General features: G+C 66.2%; 18 protein-coding genes, 1 other RNA gene and 2 pseudogenes. 11 read left to right on the top strand and 10 right to left on the bottom strand.

Features of this window, described 5'->3' with window-relative positions; all coding sequences use genetic code 11:
• Positions 1-27: 27 nt before the first annotated feature.
• On the bottom strand, positions 28-585 hold the full coding sequence (locus M2432_RS18190; RefSeq protein ID WP_280828214.1) for a YdcF family protein: 558 nt from the start codon (positions 583-585) through the stop codon (positions 28-30).
• Between the two features lie 153 nt (positions 586-738).
• On the opposite strand from M2432_RS18190, the gene M2432_RS18185 reads away from it, so the two are divergent.
• On the top strand, positions 739-1,452 hold the full coding sequence (locus M2432_RS18185) for a DUF5666 domain-containing protein (RefSeq protein ID WP_280828213.1): 714 nt from the start codon (positions 739-741) through the stop codon (positions 1,450-1,452).
• A gap of 278 nt (positions 1,453-1,730) precedes the next feature.
• Entirely contained in the window at positions 1,731-2,702 is a 972-nt protein-coding gene (locus M2432_RS18180) for an alpha/beta fold hydrolase (protein ID WP_280828212.1), read from the top strand.
• A 6-nt stretch (positions 2,703-2,708) separates the two neighbouring features.
• Here M2432_RS18180 and M2432_RS18175 read toward each other — a convergent pair whose 3' ends face one another.
• Together M2432_RS18175 and M2432_RS18170 are read right to left on the bottom strand one after the other, a co-directional pair.
• Positions 2,709-3,086 (bottom strand): hypothetical protein, encoded by a 378-nt coding sequence (locus M2432_RS18175; protein WP_280828248.1) that lies wholly within the window; start codon positions 3,084-3,086, stop codon positions 2,709-2,711.
• Between the two features lie 55 nt (positions 3,087-3,141).
• A pseudogene (locus tag M2432_RS18170) lies at positions 3,142-3,417 on the bottom strand (oxygenase MpaB family protein); the annotation flags it as partial.
• 55 nt (positions 3,418-3,472) lie between these two features.
• Between M2432_RS18170 and M2432_RS18165 the strand changes: the two are divergent.
• Complete coding sequence (locus M2432_RS18165; RefSeq protein ID WP_280828247.1) at positions 3,473-4,423, top strand: cobalamin biosynthesis protein; 951 nt, start codon at positions 3,473-3,475, stop codon at positions 4,421-4,423.
• Here M2432_RS18165 and M2432_RS18160 read toward each other — a convergent pair.
• The 3 genes from M2432_RS18160 to M2432_RS18150 are packed head-to-tail and all read right to left on the bottom strand — an operon-like array spanning position 4,380 to position 6,368.
• On the bottom strand, positions 4,380-5,222 hold the full coding sequence (locus tag M2432_RS18160; protein WP_280828211.1) for an SURF1 family protein: 843 nt from the start codon (positions 5,220-5,222) through the stop codon (positions 4,380-4,382). The two genes, M2432_RS18165 and M2432_RS18160, sit on opposite strands and share 44 nt — an antisense overlap.
• A complete protein-coding gene (locus tag M2432_RS18155; protein ID WP_280828210.1) occupies positions 5,222-5,719 on the bottom strand; it encodes a low molecular weight protein-tyrosine-phosphatase in 498 nt (165 codons plus the stop codon). Before M2432_RS18155 ends, M2432_RS18160 begins: the two co-directional genes overlap by 1 nt.
• Entirely contained in the window at positions 5,712-6,368 is a 657-nt protein-coding gene (locus tag M2432_RS18150; RefSeq protein ID WP_280828246.1) for an HAD-IA family hydrolase, read from the bottom strand. Before M2432_RS18150 ends, M2432_RS18155 begins: the two co-directional genes overlap by 8 nt.
• Before the next feature lie 75 nt (positions 6,369-6,443).
• Here M2432_RS18150 and cobC point away from each other — a divergent pair, with 75 nt between their 5' ends.
• The 4 genes from cobC to M2432_RS18130 are packed head-to-tail and all read left to right on the top strand — an operon-like array spanning position 6,444 to position 10,364.
• Positions 6,444-7,406 carry an Rv2231c family pyridoxal phosphate-dependent protein CobC gene (gene cobC, locus M2432_RS18145; protein ID WP_280828245.1) on the top strand — a complete coding sequence of 321 codons (963 nt, stop codon included), beginning with the start codon at positions 6,444-6,446 and terminating at the stop codon, positions 7,404-7,406.
• Complete coding sequence (locus tag M2432_RS18140; RefSeq protein WP_280828209.1) at positions 7,403-8,527, top strand: Nif3-like dinuclear metal center hexameric protein; 1,125 nt, start codon at positions 7,403-7,405, stop codon at positions 8,525-8,527. The genes cobC and M2432_RS18140 overlap by 4 nt, the downstream gene beginning before the upstream one ends.
• An 11-nt stretch (positions 8,528-8,538) precedes the next feature.
• Complete coding sequence (locus tag M2432_RS18135; protein ID WP_280828208.1) at positions 8,539-9,291, top strand: C4-type zinc ribbon domain-containing protein; 753 nt, start codon at positions 8,539-8,541, stop codon at positions 9,289-9,291.
• On the top strand, positions 9,288-10,364 hold the full coding sequence (locus tag M2432_RS18130) for a bifunctional RNase H/acid phosphatase (RefSeq protein WP_280828207.1): 1,077 nt from the start codon (positions 9,288-9,290) through the stop codon (positions 10,362-10,364). The genes M2432_RS18135 and M2432_RS18130 overlap by 4 nt, the downstream gene beginning before the upstream one ends.
• Positions 10,365-10,379: 15 nt before the next feature.
• Here M2432_RS18130 and M2432_RS18125 read toward each other — a convergent pair whose 3' ends face one another.
• The 3 genes from M2432_RS18125 to M2432_RS18115 all read right to left on the bottom strand — a co-directional run bounded on the left by M2432_RS18125 (position 10,380) and on the right by M2432_RS18115 (position 14,228).
• Complete coding sequence (locus M2432_RS18125; RefSeq protein ID WP_280828244.1) at positions 10,380-10,625, bottom strand: hypothetical protein; 246 nt, start codon at positions 10,623-10,625, stop codon at positions 10,380-10,382.
• A 49-nt stretch (positions 10,626-10,674) separates the two neighbouring features.
• Positions 10,675-13,299, bottom strand: a complete 2,625-nt coding sequence (mgtA, locus tag M2432_RS18120) for a magnesium-translocating P-type ATPase (protein ID WP_280828243.1) — start codon at positions 13,297-13,299, stop codon at positions 10,675-10,677.
• Between the two features lie 350 nt (positions 13,300-13,649).
• Positions 13,650-14,228 carry an XRE family transcriptional regulator gene (locus M2432_RS18115; RefSeq protein WP_280828206.1) on the bottom strand — a complete coding sequence of 193 codons (579 nt, stop codon included), beginning with the start codon at positions 14,226-14,228 and terminating at the stop codon, positions 13,650-13,652.
• 48 nt (positions 14,229-14,276) lie between these two features.
• Here M2432_RS18115 and M2432_RS18110 point away from each other — a divergent pair.
• The 3 genes and pseudogenes from M2432_RS18110 to rnpB form a co-directional block, all read left to right on the top strand.
• Positions 14,277-14,870, top strand: a pseudogene (locus M2432_RS18110) (FAD-dependent oxidoreductase); the annotation flags it as partial.
• Positions 14,853-15,485: a class I SAM-dependent methyltransferase gene (locus M2432_RS18105; protein ID WP_280828242.1), complete on the top strand. Its 633-nt coding sequence runs from the start codon at positions 14,853-14,855 to the stop codon at positions 15,483-15,485. The pseudogene M2432_RS18110 and the gene M2432_RS18105, both read left to right, overlap by 18 nt.
• Before the next feature lie 23 nt (positions 15,486-15,508).
• Positions 15,509-15,898: RNase P RNA component class A (rnpB, locus tag M2432_RS18100), an RNA gene on the top strand.
• A gap of 101 nt (positions 15,899-15,999) precedes the next feature.
• Here rnpB and M2432_RS18095 read toward each other — a convergent pair.
• Complete coding sequence (locus M2432_RS18095) at positions 16,000-16,137, bottom strand: hypothetical protein (protein ID WP_280828205.1); 138 nt, start codon at positions 16,135-16,137, stop codon at positions 16,000-16,002.
• Between the two features lie 145 nt (positions 16,138-16,282).
• On the opposite strand from M2432_RS18095, the gene M2432_RS18090 reads away from it, so the two are divergent.
• Positions 16,283-16,450: a hypothetical protein gene (locus M2432_RS18090; protein ID WP_280828204.1), complete on the top strand. Its 168-nt coding sequence runs from the start codon at positions 16,283-16,285 to the stop codon at positions 16,448-16,450.
• Positions 16,451-16,550: the final 100 nt, after the last annotated feature.

Raw genomic sequence — 16,550 nt, 5'->3', positions numbered from 1 at the left:
GTCCATGCGGCCAGAGCCAATCCGCAGCTAACCCGTGCGGCGCGTGCGCCGCTGCCGGTAAAGCTCGAAGCCTGCCATGACCGCGTGCAAGGGACCGCGTTCGAACACGACGTAATCGTGTGCTCGTACCAAACGCCGTGCCAGTTCCGGTGATTGGTTGTGAAGAATCCGTCGGGCCCGACGCGCATGGAAGGTGTCCGATGCGATCTTGATTGCGGGACTGCCGAGCATCAGCGGGACAGAGTTCACGATGTTCTCCACCGTGGTTCGCGACTGGTCTTCCAGGACGATGTTGGCCGACGGCACCCCCATGAAGTCAACGGCGTAGTCGGCCATGATTTGAGCCTCCGAGACCGGCGTACGCACCGCACCACCGGAGAAGATGAACCGCGCACGGAGCGGATCGGTCGAGCGCACCGCAATACGGACCCGCCACCGGTGCAGCACCGGAAACGGATTGCCCAGCACCAGAACACACTCGTCGGCGACGACCTGGCCCGGATCGGTCGCCCCCGCCGGTAGCAGTTCCCGAGATGCTCGCCAGGTTGCCCATTCCGCCCATCCGAGCACTGTCCCCGCTGCCACTGCCGCCATCCATCGAGTCCGCCCACACGTCATCGGAACCCATTGTCACCGCAACGCTCAGTGACCGCAGACCACCAGGCCGGCGGTCCAGCGCTTAGCCATTTCACATGAGGATCTGAGCTGATTCACTGTTCTGGCAACCACTGTGTCCTTATGCACACCACATCTCGTACCCAGCGCTACGCCGTTGCCACCCTTGCCGGATTCGCTGCGCTCTCTTTGGCAGCATGCGGATCGTCGAACACTCCGTCGTCCACTACCGCCGCTTCGTCTCCCGCGGCCAGCCCTTCTCCCGGAGCCGGTGGCCACAACGGCCATCCCGACAATGGCAAGGACCGGGTGTTCGGGCTGGTCAACTCGGTGGCGGGTGGCACCGTGTCGGTCACCGGGAAGGACGGTCCGGCCACCGTCGACGTCACCTCCTCAACGCGCGTCATGCAATTCAGCCCGGGCCAGCTCACCGATGTCACCGCGGGTGAGTGCATCGCCGTCCGTCCGACCAAAGACAACGACACTGCTCCCACGGTCACCGCTGCAGGCGTCCTGTTCGGCCAGCCCGACAACGGCCAATGCGGACACAAGGGTGGTACCGAGGGGCCCAAGGGACACGGAATCGGCGGCACCGTGGCTTCGGTGAACGGCAACACCATCGTCGTCAAGGCGGCCGACAACAGCCAAACCACGGTGACCGTGACACCCGATACGCGCTACACCAAGCGTGCGAGTGCCGATGCAACGGCTATCGCCGCCGGGGTGTGCCTCGGAGCACGTGGCACCAAGGATGGCAACGGCGTTTTGCAGGCCACGACCGCGTTGGTGCGGCCGGCTGTCAACGGCGCTTGCGGCGGCGGGCAGCCGCACAACTAAATCGCCGGGCTGGCGAGTGCGGGGTAAAGCGGAGATCGGCGCGAAATCCATCGCGCCGATCTAGCGTGACTATGAACCGCTGGAATTTTGTCAATGGTCAGCGTGACCCTGCCGATCCCACCAACATTGGGAACCTGGCTATCGCCTTATTTTGCGTAGAGAGTGGAGTCTGACACGGGTCCCAGCGTCGATGTCAGTGACAGGGGCTTGTGGCAGAGACATTCCAGTCGTAGCCGGGATCACGCCGGTCCACCGTGAAAGCCAGTGAGAGGATTGACATGACCACCTTGGACGTGTCCACCGATATCGGCACCTTCACGTTTGCCTCGCAACTCGACCAAGCCCCAATCTTTGTTCGAAAATGGCACCCGCCGTGCGGGATTCGCCCGCGAGCTGCCGTTCAGATCACCCATGGCATCTCTGAACACAGTGGCCGATACGGCCGACTCGCGCGGTATCTGGCAGCCGAGGGTTACGTGGTCTACGCACTGGACTTACGCGGGCACGGCCACACCGCAGGTCCTGGGCAGCTTGGCCAGGCCGGAATCACCGCCTGGCACGATATGACCGCCGACATCAAACAACTTGCCGACATAGCCCGAGCCGAAAACCCGTCGTTGCCGCTGGTCGCGTTCGGGCACAGCATGGGCTCGGCGCTGACGCAGGCGCACATCGAGAATTACGGCGACCTTCTAGCCGGGGCGGTGTTGTGCGGCACGATGGGCGCGCTCCCCGGCCTGAGCGAAGACCGCTATCCGGCAGTCATCGAGGAGCTTCATACGCTTGCCGTGGGGCCAGATGCCACGGCGCCCAGCACGTTTTTCGGCGGACTGCTGACGGAATTCAACGCGCCATTCGTGGCCGATGTCGCCAAACCGACCGGCTGTGAGTGGCAAACCAGCGACGCCGCAGAGATTCAGAAATTTCTCAGTGATCCGTTGTGTGCCAAGCCGTTTTCGAATGCCATGACCTATTCGGTGATCAAGGGCTTCCACGACCTATGGCTACTGGAGAACGAAGCGCGGGTACCGCTGGATCTGCCGATTTTGATCGTGGCGGGAACGGCCGACCCGGTCGGCGGCAAGACGGAGACAATCCAGCGTCTTATCACCCGCTACATGACGCATGGCCATCTCGCGCTGGAATACCGCTTTTATGCCGGCGGGCGCCACGAGATCTTCAACGAAGCAGAAAAAGATGACGTCCACCGCGACATCGGATTGTGGCTCACTAGCGTTCTGAACCGATGAGATACGTCACGGGTCGGGCGGGTCGTCGACGTATTCGCTCGCCAGGGCGTGCAACTTCTCGAGCGCGAGGGCCGAAGGGCTTCCGGGTTCCGCGTGGTAGATGACCAGGTGCTGGCTACTCGAATACGGCACCGCCAGGGGAGTGCGCTGCAAGTACAGGTCGCCGACTTTGGGGTGGCACATGTGCATGACTTCAGCAGGCTGGATGATGTCAGCGCGGCCCCACAGCTCGCGGAATCGTTCGCTGGCCGCCGACAGTTCGTCGACCAACGCGCGCACTCGCGGGTCTCCCATGTCCGCCCCCACCACTTCGCGCAGCACGCTCACACTGGTTGCGGTAGAACTTTCCCAGTCGACGTAGAACTCTTGCGCGGTGGGGTCCAGAAAGCGCCAGGTCAGAAAGTTCTGGCCAGGCCGGAATCCGGGTGCAAGCGCACAAGCGGACCTGGGCGTGGACGCGGTCCACTTCCCGGCGGATCAGCGCCCGGTCGGCGTCGGTGCCGTACGTTGCGGCGGCCAGGTAGGTACCAGTAGTGCGGGCCCGTTTGATCGGATGCATGTAGACGTTGCCGCTGTCGACCGGGCTCTCCAACACCCCATAGCCCACACCGGGCAATGCCAGCTGCATGATGACGTTTGCCGCCGGAGCGAGTGCAGCCGCGGGATTGATCAGATCGACAATCCGCCTGGGGTTTCGGGGTGGGCCGAGCCGCATGTATCTGAGTAAAGCACAGTGTGAGACGCTCCCGGCGTGATTGGACACCGTAGTGATCGGTCGTAGCAGCGCGCCGCGGGCGGCCGGTCTGGCGCTCGGCTATCTGGCAGACAAGTGCTGGGCCGATCCCCGCCGCGGCCATCCGGTGGCGCTGTTCGGGATGGCTACCACGCTGCTGGAACGTCGCACGTATGCGGACAACCGGGCGGCGGGCGCCGCGCACACCGCGGTGCTGCTCGGAGCGCTCGCGGCATTGGGGTTCGGTCTGCAACGCGCCACCAGGGGACCGGTCGGGACGGCTTTGGTGACCGCGGCCGCGACCTACACCGTGCTGGGCGGTACCTCGTTGGCCCGGACCGGGTCCGACATGGTTGCCCGGCTGGAACGCGGCGACATCGACTCCGCCCGCGAACTGCTGCCGTCACTTTGCGGGCGGGACCCGGCTTCGCTGGACGCAGACGGCCTCGCCCGGGCGGCGTTGGAATCGGTCGCGGAGAACACCTCTGACGCTCAGGTGGCCCCGATTCTGTGGGGTGCAGTGGCTGGGGTGCCGGGGCTGCTCGTATACCGCGGTGCCAACACCTTGGATGCGATGATTGGTCATCGTTCGGAGCGTTACGAGCGATTTGGTTGGGCCGCAGCGCGATTCGATGATCTGCTGAACTATGTGCCGGCTCGGTTGGCGGGTCTGTGCGTCGTGGCGGTGTCGGGTCGGCCCGGCGCCGCTTGGCGGGCCTGGCGTGCCGACGCACACAAGCATCCCAGCCCCAATGCCGGTGTGGTCGAGGCGTCGTTCGCCGGGGCGCTCGGGGTGCAGCTCGGTGGTGCGACGCAGTACCCGTACGGAATTCAGCTGCGGCCGACCTTGGGCGACGGGCCGTCGCCCACCACCAAAAATCTGGGGCAAGCGGTGCGGCTGTCGCACCGCGTGCAAGCGCTCACCACTGCGGTGGCAGTGGGACTCAGCGCCGCCGGCCGTAGCGGTCGGCCAGCTTCTCCTCGGTAGTCTGCGGCGCGGCGGGTTTATCGGGATCGGGACCTGATGCCGCAGAGGTGGATTGGGCCTTCTCCAGCCGGCGTTGGCGGATTTCTGCTCGCACGAAGTAGCCGACACCGATCGGGGCGATGATGCCGAACGCGATCCACTGGATGCCGTACGACAGATACGGCCCGGCATCCAGATGCGGAATGGCGATCACTCCGAGGCCACCGGGCTGGCCGTCGACCAACTGCAGGTACGAACCGGCCAACGGGATCCCGGTCAGCTTGGCGACCTGGGCCGGGTTGATCGAGTACACCTGCTGAATGCCGTCGCGACGGAACGGTTCCTTGCCGGCCGCCACCGGTTCGGGGTCGCGCAGCCGACCGGTGATGGTGACGCTGCCGGTGGGAGCGGCCGCGAACGGTGGCACGCCGGGACCGTCAGCGGCCTTGACGTAACCACGATTGACCAAGACGGTCGGCCCGTTGTCGACCGCGAAAGGCGTCAGCACCTCGTATGACGCATCGCCGTCGTCGAGCCGCAACCGGACCACCACCTGACCTTCCGGCCGGTAGTGTCCGGTCGCCGTCACCCTGCGCCACTGGGCGTCCTGAGCTGACGAATCCTGTTGTGGCAGAAGTGTTGTCAGCGCCACCGGATCAGTGTTCAGCGACGATGCGATCTGGTTGTTCTCCCGTGAGGTCCGGGTGTTCTTGCCCAGCTGCCACGGCGCCAGCACGGTGAAGCACAGGTAGGCGAAGGCAATTACCACGACGTAAAGCGCCAGCCACTGCGGCCGGAGCAGGAACGCGAGGCGGCGCATCAACTCGCCTCCTCTGCCAACTGCTTGTCTACCCAGTCGTGCAGGCCGGGCAGGGAGGCCTCGATTACGTCGAAGGTCTCCTCGAAGTCGTCGATATCGCCGTAATACGGGTCCTCGACGTCCAGCGCGTGTGCGCCCGAGCGCGGGTCGAACGAGCGCATCATCCGGACCCGGTCCCGGTCGACGCCGAGGTCGTGCAGGATGCGGGTGTGGTTGCGGCCCATGGCCACCACCAGGTCGGCGCCCATGTGGTCCGGTCCGATCTGGGCGGCCGCGTGCGCGCTGGGGTATCCGTGTGCCTGCAACACCTTCTCGGCACGGCGGTCGGCGCCGTCCCCGGCATGCCAGCCGCCGGTACCCGCGCTGGTCACCCGGACCACGTCGGCCAGGCCGCGCTCGCTGATCTGGTGGGCGAACATCTTCTCGGCCATGGGCGACCGGCAGATGTTGCCGGAGCAGATGAACGTCACGTGCAACGGCGCGAACCGCTCAGACACCCAGCACCTCCCGCAGTTCGTCGACGGAGGCTACGCGCCGCACCGTCGCATCATCATCGAAATCTGTTGCGCCGTAACCCCAGTCGACCACTACGGCGTCGATGCCGTGGGCCGCGGCACCTTCCACGTCGTGCGACCGGTCGCCGACCATCAGCACCCGCTCCGGTACGGGGTGCAGCTGGGTCAGGGCGTGGGCGACCACGTCGGCCTTGGCCGAGCGGCTGCCGTCGACACTGGCTCCGGCGATCACCTCGAAATGCTCGTCGATGCCGAAGTGCTCGACGATGCGCTGCGCGGTCGGCTCGGCCTTGGAGGTTGCGACAGCCAGCCGTACGCCGGCGGCGCGCAGGTCAGCCAGCAGTGCGTCGATGCCGTCGAACATGCGGTTCATGGACCAGCCGCGGGTGGTGTAGTCGGCGCGGTAGGCGGTGATCGCCTCGTCGGCCTTCGCGCCCAGGCCGAGCGAGCGCAGCGTCACGTGCATCGGCGGGCCGACGATCCGACCGGCCAGGTCGCCGTCGGGCACCTCGGCACAGATATCGCCGGCGCCGATCTCGGCCAGCGCATGCCGGAAGCTGGCGACGATGCCCTCGGCGGAGTCGGTCAGGGTTCCGTCGAGGTCGAATAGCACCAGCTGTGGAGTCACCAGGACATTGTCTAATGTCGTGGGGTGGCAAGTCGAACCGCCGCCCGGTACCACGGTGACCAGGCCGTGCGTCCCGGCATGGTGGATTTCGCGGTCAACGTGCGCAGCGCGCAGCCGCCGGGCTGGCTGACGGCGCGGTTGGCCGCCCGCCTGGGTGATCTTGCGCACTATCCGTCGGCCACTGATGCCGCTGCAGCCCGAGCTGCAGTCGCCGCGCGCCACGGTCGCGCACCTGCAGAAATCGCCTTGTTGGCTGGCGGGGCGGAGGGATTTGCGCTGTTACCGCAGCTGCAGCCGCGCCTGGCCGCGTTGATCGCACCGTCATTCACCGAGCCGGAGGCGGTGTTCCACGCGGCCGGGGTTCCGGTGGCCCAGGTGGTGCTGCCCGCCCCGTTCCGGCTGTCGGCAGCGGTGGTGCCCGACGATGCTGACCTGGTGGTGGTCGGCAATCCGACCAACCCGACCGGGGTCGTGCACTCGCGCGACGAGATTCTCGCCCTGCGCGCGCCGGGGCGGCTGCTGGTGGTGGACGAGGCCTTCATGGACTCGGTGCCTGGCGAGCCTGAATCGTTGGCGGGCCACTTGCTGCCCGACGTGCTGGTGCTGCGGAGTCTGACCAAGACCTGGTCACTGGCCGGCCTACGGGTGGGTTACGCACTGGGCGCCCCTGAGGTGCTGGCCCGGCTGACGGCGCAGCGCGCGCACTGGCCGCTGGGAACCTTGCAGCTGGAGGCCATCACTGTGTGCAGTGCTCCCGATGCCGTCGGCGAAGCCGCAGCAGGCGCCGTGCGGCTGGCGCAGCTGCGAGCCGATATGGTCGCCGGGCTGGCCGCGGCCGGTTTTCCGGTGGTCGACGGGGTGGCGCCGTTCGTGTTGTTCGGCGTGCCGGATGCCGGATTGGCCCGGAAGTATCTGCAGGAAAAGGGGATTGCCGTGCGACGCTGTGACACGTTCTTCGGCCTGCCAGACGGATACCTGCGCGCCGCCGTGCGACCGGAATGGCCGCTGCTGGTGCAGGCACTACAGGAGGTCAGCTGGTGAGCGTGCCGTTGCGTGAGGTCATCTCGGTTCTGGACGACGCGTACCCGCCGGCGCTGGCGCACGACTGGGACTCGGTCGGCCTGGTGTGCGGTGACCCTGCCGAGACGGTCGATTCGGTGACCATCGCGGTGGACGCGACTGCAGATGTGGTCGCCTCGGTGCCGGAACGTGGTCTACTCGTGGCTCACCATCCGCTATTGCTGCGCGGCGTGGACACCGTCGCCGCCAACACCGCCAAGGGCGCGCTGCTGCACTCACTGATCCGGCGCGGATCGGCCCTGTTTACCGCCCATACCAACGCTGACGCCGCTGCGCCGGGTGTCTCTGACGCCCTGGCCGATGCGCTGGGGCTGCACGTTGAGGATGTCCTGGACCCTGCCGCAGCTGGCGCCGACCTGGACAAATGGGTGGTCTTCGTGCCGTCATCAGATGCCAGGGCGGTCCGTGAGGCGCTGTTTTCCGCCGGCGGCGGGCAGATCGGTGACTACTCGCATTGCAGCTGGACCACCTCTGGCGTCGGGCAGTTTTTGCCGCACGAAGGTGCTGCCCCCACGATCGGTGAGGTCGGCGCCGTTAAGCAGGTGGCCGAGGAGCGTGTCGAGGTGATCGCGCCGGCCCAGTTACGTGCCGCGGTACTGGCAGCGATGCGCGCCGCGCACCCGTACGAGGAGCCCGCGTTCGATGTGCTGACGCTGGCGGCGCTGCCGTCGGGTGTGGGGATCGGACGCATCTGTTCATTGGCAGAGCCGGAATCGTTGTCGGCCTTCGCTTCCCGTGTTTTGCGCGGGCTGCCTGCCACCTCGTGGGGGGTTCGCGCATCGGGCGATCCGGACGTGGTGGTGTCGCGGGTGGCGGTGTGTGGGGGTGCGGGTGACTCGCTGCTGGGTGCTGCGTCGCGGGCCGGTGTCGATGCCTACGTGACCGCCGATCTGAGGCACCATCCGGCCGACGAGCATCGCCGCGCATCGTCGGTCGCACTGGTCGACGTGGCGCACTGGGCCAGCGAATTTCCATGGTGTGAGCAGGCCGCCGGGGTGTTGCGTGCACAATTCGGTGATGCATTGCCGGTGCGAGTCAGTCAGATCCGCACCGACCCGTGGAACCTGGATATCACCTGCTGAGAGATGTGGATATGAAAGCTGAAGTGGCACAACAGCGTTCGTTGCTGGAGCTGGCAGAATTGGATGCCGCGCTGGCCCGGCTGACGCATCGGTCGAAACACCTGGCCGAACAGCAGCGGTTCGAGGCAGTGCAGGCCGAGCATCGGGAGGCCAATGACCGGGTGGCGGCGCTGGGTATTGCGGTGGAGGACCTGGATGCTCAGGTCGGCAAGTTCGAATCCGAGATCGACGCGGTGCGCCAGCGTGAGACCCGCGACCAGCAGCTGCTGGACAGCGGCTCGGTAGCGGCCAAGCAGCTCGGTGAACTGCAGCACGAGCTCGAGACGTTGCAGCGTCGGCAAGCTGCGCTGGAGGAGCAGCAGCTCGAGATCATGGAGCGTCGCGAAGATTTGCAGACCGAGCAGGCCGAGGAGCTGGCGCTGATCGACGCGCTGCAGGGTGATCTGACCACTGCGCAGGTCGACCGCGACAACGCTCTGGTCGCCATTGACGAGTCGCGGCAGGTGGCCAACGACCGACGGGCCGCGGTGGTATCCACCCTGGACCCCGAACTGGCCGGGCTGTACGAGCGGCAGCGGTCGCGGGGCGGTGCCGGTGCCGGGCCACTGAACGGCGGTCGGTGCGGCGCGTGCCGCATCGAGATCGACCGCGGTGAGCTGTCCCGGATTTCCGCCGCCGCCGATGACGACCTGCTGCGCTGCCCGGAATGTGGAGCAATTCTGGTTCGGGTCAAGGACTTTCGGGCCGGGACAACCGGTCTGTGAAAGTTCTGGTCGAGGCCGACGGAGGATCGCGCGGCAACCCTGGACCGGCTGGGTACGGCGCGGTGGTGTTCTCGGCATCCCACGACGAGGTGCTGGCCGAGCGTAAAGAGGCCGTCGGCTGGGCCACCAACAATGTCGCGGAGTACCGCGGCCTGATCGCCGGCCTGCGGGCCGCCGACGAGTTGGGCGCCGACGAGGTCGACGTGTCGATGGACTCGAAACTGGTGGTTGAACAGATGTCCGGCCGCTGGCGGGTCAAACACCCGGATCTGATTCCGCTGAATGAAGAAGCCGCGGGATTGGCCCGGCGGTTCGGACGGGTGACGTATTCGTGGATTCCGCGGGAGCGCAATTCGCACGCCGACCGGCTGGCCAATGAGGCGATGGACGCCGCCGAGCCAGCGCCCGCCAAAGCCGAGCCGGCCGCCAAGCCTGAGGCGCCGGGGTGGACCGGCGCGCGCGGCGCGCCAACTCGGTTTCTCCTGTTGCGGCACGGGCAGACCGAACTGTCGGTCAATCGCCGCTACTCGGGTCGCGGTAACCCGCCACTGACCGAGTTGGGCCGGCAGCAGGCGGCGGCCGCCGCGGCATATGTTGCGGCCCGTGGTGGCATCTCGGCCGTCGTGAGTTCGCCACTGCAGCGCGCGTTCGACACCGCATCAGCTGCGGCGTCGGCCCTGGGGCTCGACGTGACCGTTGACGACGACCTCATCGAGACCGACTTCGGCGCCTGGGAGGGGCTGACGTTTCTCGAAGCGGCAGCCCGCGATCCAGAGCTGCACCGGCAATGGCTGGCAGACACCAGTGTCTCCCCGCCGGGCGGCGAGAGCTTTGACGCCGTCGCGCTTCGGGTTCAACAAGCGCGCGACCGGATCGTCGCCGAGCACGGTCATACCAGCGTTCTGGTGGTGTCGCACGTGACCCCGATCAAGACGTTGTTGCGGCTGGCGCTCGACGCCGGACCCGGCATTCTGTACCGACTGCATCTGGATCTGGCTTCCTTGAGCATCGCCGAGTTCTTCGGCGACGGCGGGTCTGCGGTGAGGTTGGTAAATCAGACCGACTATCTTTGATCAGACCTATTGTCTTTAATTCAGGCTGCTGTCGGCACCCCGTTCTCGCTCGGGAAATACTGCCGGAAGACAGCGACGATTCACCGCCGGACAACGGTGCCAATAATGGCCACCAAGAAGGTCAGCCATCGAGGATCCCCATCCCGGGGACGCAACCAGCGGGTTGACGTTTACCAGTGTCAGCGGTTGGGTGCGCAGCGCGGCGTCGTGGGCCGCGTAGCGCAGCGCCGCTTCAGATGGGCCCGATCCGTCGATGCCCACGACGATGCCTCGGTGCTGTAGTCGGGCCGCCACGGTCGCTTCTTTCGGTCTAGGAGCCGGTGCTGGCGGCGTGAGAGAAGCGGGCTGCGCGGCGATGGATGCGGTGCGCGTCTCCTCTGGTGCGGTGTGGCTGTGCGAACAGCCGCATTGGTTCGGAGTAGAACACCATTTTCGCCAGCTCGACCAAGACCAGGTAGGTGACCACGAAACCGCCGAGCGCGGCAAAGAATTGCCACGGTAGCGGGGTGAAACCCAGGGTGTGCGCGAGCGGGGACACCGTGATTAGCACGCCGATCGCGACCACGGTCAGACTCGTGATGGTCAGCCAACCGCTGGGCCGGCTGCGTAAGAACGGCACCTTGCGGGTGCGGATGGCGAAGATGATCAACGTTTGGGTGGCCAGGGATTCCACAAACCAGCCGGTGCGGAATTCCACGGCACCGGCATGCAGCACCCCGAGCATCAGCCCGAAGGTCAGGAAGTCGAACACCGAACTGATCGGGCCGAAGGTGAGCATGAACCGACGGATGAACGCGACATTCCAGTGCGAGGGTGCATGTAATTGCTCGTCATCGACCCGGTCGGTCGGGATGGCCAGCTGGGAGCTGTCGTAGAGCAGGTTGTTGAGCAGGATCTGGCTGGGCAGCATCGGCAGGAACGGCAGCAGCGCCGAGGCTGCTGCGGCGGAGAACATGTTGCCGAAATTGCTTGATGTGCCCATTAATACGTATTTGATGGTGTTGGCGAAGATCCGCCGGCCTTCGGCGACACCGGTGGCGAGCACCCCGAGGTCTTTCTCCAGCAGCACCACGTCGGCGGCGTCCTTGGCGACGTCGGTGGCGGTGTCGACGGAGATGCCGACGTCCGCGGCGTGTAGCGCCAGCGCGTCGTTGACCCCGTCACCCAGAAAACCGACGGATCGTCCGATGCGCCGCGCGGCGGTGATCAGCTGTGCCTTCTGTTCGGGAGAGATGCGCGCGAAGATGGTGTGATTGGCGGCCGCCTGGGTGAATTCGCCGTCGCTGAGGTCGTCGAGTTGGGAGCCGGTGATGGTGCCTTTGGACACCATTCCGAGGTCGTGGCAGACCTTTTCGGCCACTTGGGCGTTGTCGCCGGTGGCGATCTTGAGTTCGATGCCGAGCGCGGCCAGTTCGGTCAGCGACTGCCGGGCGGCGGTTTTGGGTTCGTCGGCGAACACGAGGAACCCGGCCAGCATCAATTCTGATTCGTCGTCGGCGGTGATGGCGGTGAGGTTGGGTGCGGGCTTGACCGCCACCGCCACCACCCGCCGCCCGCCAGCGAACAGCTCGGCCAGGGTGATCTGGGCGGCCGGGTCGTTCGTCGAGCAGCGGGCCAGGATCTGTTCGGGGGCTCCTTTGACGACGAGGATGCGTTTGCCCTCGTCGTCGATCAGAGCCGACGTTGAACGGCGCAGGTGGTCGAAGGGCAGCAGTGCGACGCGACGGGCCGCGCCGACGATCTGCTTGGCGTTGGGGGATTCCCACAGGGCGGTGTCCAACTGATTGGCGCTGACGCCACCGGCCTGCAGGTCGACATCGGAGGCCAGTAGGCCCAGCCTTAGCACCGAATCACTATGTGCACCAGCGGTGTTGAGGGCGTCGACCAGACTGATGCGCCCTTCGGTCAAAGTGCCGGTCTTGTCGGTGATCAGGATGTCGATATCGCCGAGGTCTTCGATGCACACCAGGCGTTTGACCAGCACCTTGGCCTTGGCCAGCCGACGCGACCCGGTGGCCAGGCTGGCGCTGACCACCGCCGGCAACAGCTGCGGGGTGATGCCCACGGCGATAGCCAGGGAGAACAGCACCGAGTCGATCAGCGGTTTGCGTAGTAGCAGGTTGCTGACCAGGATCAGCACCGTCAGCGCGATCGCCACCTGCAGCAGCAGATAGGAGAAGCGGCGCAGCCCGATCTGGAAGTCGGTTTCAGGCTGGCGTTCACCCAAACCGGCTGCGATCCGGCCGAATTCGGCGTTCTTCCCCGTCGCGTACACCACGCCGCGGCCCTCGCCCGCACTGACGATCGTGCCCATGAACGCCAGATCGGTGCAGTCGGCCAGATCGGTATCGGCGCCCACCGGCTCGGGTGACTTCTCCGATCCCATCGACTCGCCGGTCAGGATGCTCTCGTCGCATTCCAGGCCGACGGCCTCGATCAACCGTAGGTCGGCAGGTACCGCCTCGCCCAGCGTCAACCGGATGATGTCGCCGGGCACCAGCATGGTGACGTCCAGGGTGACGAATTGCCCATCGCGCAGGACCACTGCGGTGTGGCGCATACGCGAATGCAGCGCCGCGGCGGCCTGCTCGGCGCGGTACTCGTTGAAGAACCCCAATCCGATGCTGGCAGTCAGGATAATTCCGATGATGATGGCCTGGATGCTGTCGCCGAGGAAGTACGACACGATCGCAGTGCCGGCCAGCAGGATCAGCACGGCGTTACGCAGCTGGCGACCCAGCACCGCAAGCGCTTTGACGTGATGGGTACGCACCGCATTCGGCCCGACCCGCTCCAGGCGCGCCGCCGCTTCCACGCTCGACAGGCCGTCGCGAGAACTGCCCAGTAGCCCAAGGATCTGATCGGCGGGAGCGGCCGCGGCCCGCCGGGCGGTCAGCGCCTGTCGATCGGGCCCGTCGGTGACGTCCGGTCTCATCGCCACGGCACAACGCACGGTCTGGTCGCAATCCCCGCGACGGGCGCGGCCGGCGCTGCCCTCGATCCCGTGATGACCCCAATGGGTCGCCCGCTCCGATCGAACAATTGCCAGCCCCTTCCCACGACGACATTGTCGAGTGCAGCGGTCCTGGTGACGTAGGGCAGAAAGGCCTCAGCGAGGTTACCGCGCCACTGTTCTCGTTGTGTTCACCGATCGGCCACCCGCCGTCACGGTGTGTGAAGCCATCCGAAGTGGTGGCCGAACCCGCGCGGCGCCCCGGGCCCCATCATCGATCTCCAGACCGCCGATCAAGCCGCCGAGGCGCCGCCCCGTTCTGATGCGGGGTCTCAGGTCCGTGCGTGCACCCGCTCGCCGTGTGCTCCGAAGATGGCGATGGCCTCCACCGGGCCGTCGACGGATCCGAACCAGTGTGGGGTCCACGTCGAGAATTCAACAGCCTCACCGGGTTTGATCACGAAGTCACGTGCGCCGAGTATTAGTCGCAACCGGCCGGACAACACGTACAGCCATTCGTGACCGTCGTGCACCGGCAGTTCGGCGGGTGGGATGCGGCGGCGCGCGCTGACCCGGAGTTTGAACGTGTGCAATCCGCCTGCCGGTCCGTCGCGGGTCAGCGGCCAGTAGGTGATTCCGTCGCGGATCTGGGCGGTGCCGCGCACTCTCGGGTCGTCGGCCTCCGGTGCGCGCATCAAATCGTCGGAACTGACTGCCAGTGCCGCAGCCAGTCTCGGTAGGTGGTCGAGCGCCAGTCGGCGTTTGCCGGACTCCAGTCGACTCAGCGTCGAAACGTCGATATCCGCCGCGCGCGCAACGTCTTCCAGGGTCATACCGCGTTGAGTGCGTAGTTCCCGCAACCGTCGCCGTACCCGTGACTCGATGTCATCGGGATCACGATTTGCCTGCATGGCAAATCAGCTTGGCATTCCCGGGTTGTCGACGGCAAGCTCGACACCATGGAACCGGACAGCACGGGTAGTGATTGGGAATGCATCGTCATCGGCGGCGGAGCGGCAGGATTGAGTGCAGCGCTGGTACTGGGACGGGCACGGCGCCGGACCCTGGTGGTCGACGTCGGACAGTCTAGTAACGGTGTCGCGCACGGTATCGGCGGCCTGCTGGGTCAAGACGGCCGTCCACCGCACGAGTTCTACGCCGCCGGCCAGGGCGAACTTGCTCAGTACAAGTCGGTGCGATTGATCGAAGGCGAGGTGGTCGCGGCTGCTCGGGAAGATGGAGCTTTCCGCCTGGAGCTCGCCGACGGCGATGTTCACCGGGCCGGGCGCGTGCTGCTGGCCAGCAGGCTGCACCAGCGATCCACGCTGGCAGCACAACTCGGCGTCCAGATCGCACCGCCCGGCCCGGCGGTAGTCGATGGCCTGCTGGTCGATCAGATGTACCGCACGTCGGTTCCCGGGGTGTTCGCCGCTGGTGACGCATGCGCCCAGATGCCTCAGGTGGCCGCGGCGATCGCCAGCGGTTCAGCTGCGGCCGTGGCCGTGGTGCAGAGCTTGCTCAGTGACCGCGTCGGGTTGCCCGGCCCGGCCTGGCCGTCGTCTGTCCAGGAGCACTGGGAGAGCCGCTACGCCGAGAAGCCCTCGATCTGGAGCGGCCGGGTTAACGCCCAATTGGCCACGGTGGCAAGTGATCTCGAGCCGGGGCGCGCGTTGGATCTGGGCTGCGGCGAGGGTGCCGACGCGGTGTGGCTGGCCAAGAACGGGTGGCAGGTGGTGGCCGTCGACATCGCCACCACTGCTCTGCAGCGGGCCGAGAAAGCCGCCGCTGCAGCGGATGTCAAAGACCGTATCGAATTCCAGCACCACGACCTGTCCGACAGCTTCCCGGCAGGCGGCTTCGAGTTGGTCTCGGCGCAGTTCCTGCACTCCATGGTGCGGCTGGAGCGACCGCAGATACTCAGGCAGGCGGCGGCCGCGGTCAACCCCGGCGGCACCCTGCTGATTGTCGACCATGGCGAACCGCCGCCGTGGGCCAAGGAACACGTGCACAACCACGTGTTCCAGTCGGCCGAGGAGGTCCTCGCCGAACTGGATCTGCCGGGGCGCTGGCGATACGAACATGTCGGCCCGGTAAGCCGCGAGGGCGTCGGTCCGGACGGACAGCAGGCGACGTTGATCGACAACCTGATGGTTCTGAAGCGGGCCTGATCTAGTACCGTGAACTGCGCGGACGAGTTGGCCGGGCGGCCGCGGCACCGGAAGGTGTCGAGGAAAGTCCGGACTTCACAGAGCAGGGTGATTGCTAACGGCAATCCGAGGTGACTCGCGGGAAAGTGCCACAGAAAACAGACCGCCGCCGTAAGGCGGTAAGGGTGAAATGGTGCGGTAAGAGCGCACCAGCATCCCGGGTGACCGGGGTGGCTTGGTAAACCCCACCCGAAGCAAGGCCAAGAAGGCCGCAACCTGGTTGCGGCTGCGCAGGTGCCCGAGGGCTGCTCGCCCGAGCCTGCGGGTAGGCCGCTTGAGGTACCCGGCAACGGTGTGCCCAGATGGATGGTCGCCGCCCCGCTACCAGCAATGGTCGCGGGGAACAGAATCCGGCTTACAGGCCAACTCGTCCGCCCAATGCCATGTGAGTTGTGTGTTTACCTACCTGGCGGTCATGTCCGTCCGCAGCGCGTCCGCAGTAGATCCGAGCCCGGTCATCAGCGGCACCACCTGCTTACGCTGCACCCTCGGCAACCTCGTTGCGTCGCACGCGCAGGGCGCGGTAGGTCACCTGGGCATCGCCGACCCAGATGCTCATGGCGTGGTGGCCCGACGTGAGCCGGTACCACTGGCCCGTCCTGGTCGTCCTCATGTCCGCCACCTCCGTTCGTGGGCGTAACACCGAGAATTCGTCGCGCCTTCCCGTGACCCTGACGATGTCCTCCTGCACGAAGCGAGCCAAAGCAGCCGTTCGGGGATTGGGTCCGGCGAGTCCCGCGAGGTGCGCCTGACTATCCGTGATGCGTTCGTTCGGGGTGTGCCTCATTCCCTCGCGGGCAGCAGCGCTACATCCACTTGACGTGCGAGGCGAGCTGGCCGCGCTGGACCCGGCTTGGCGTCACTCCAAGGCAATTGATTCGCTGATACCGCCAGGGGCGATCTCGGACAACTACTGCGGGCAGTAGACATTCAGGCTGATATGGCTGAAGGTGACAGCCTGCGCCAAACCCAGTTGTGTGTTGGTAACCGCCCATCGCCAGACTTGCGTCGGGGTTTTGCGACTGG

It is taken from the genome of Mycobacterium sp. OTB74 (genome assembly GCF_029892685.1).
Lineage (GTDB): Bacteria > Actinomycetota > Actinomycetes > Mycobacteriales > Mycobacteriaceae > Mycobacterium.
The sequence above is the reverse complement of the archived record's forward strand: the minus strand, read 5'-3'. Positions and strand labels throughout refer to the sequence as shown.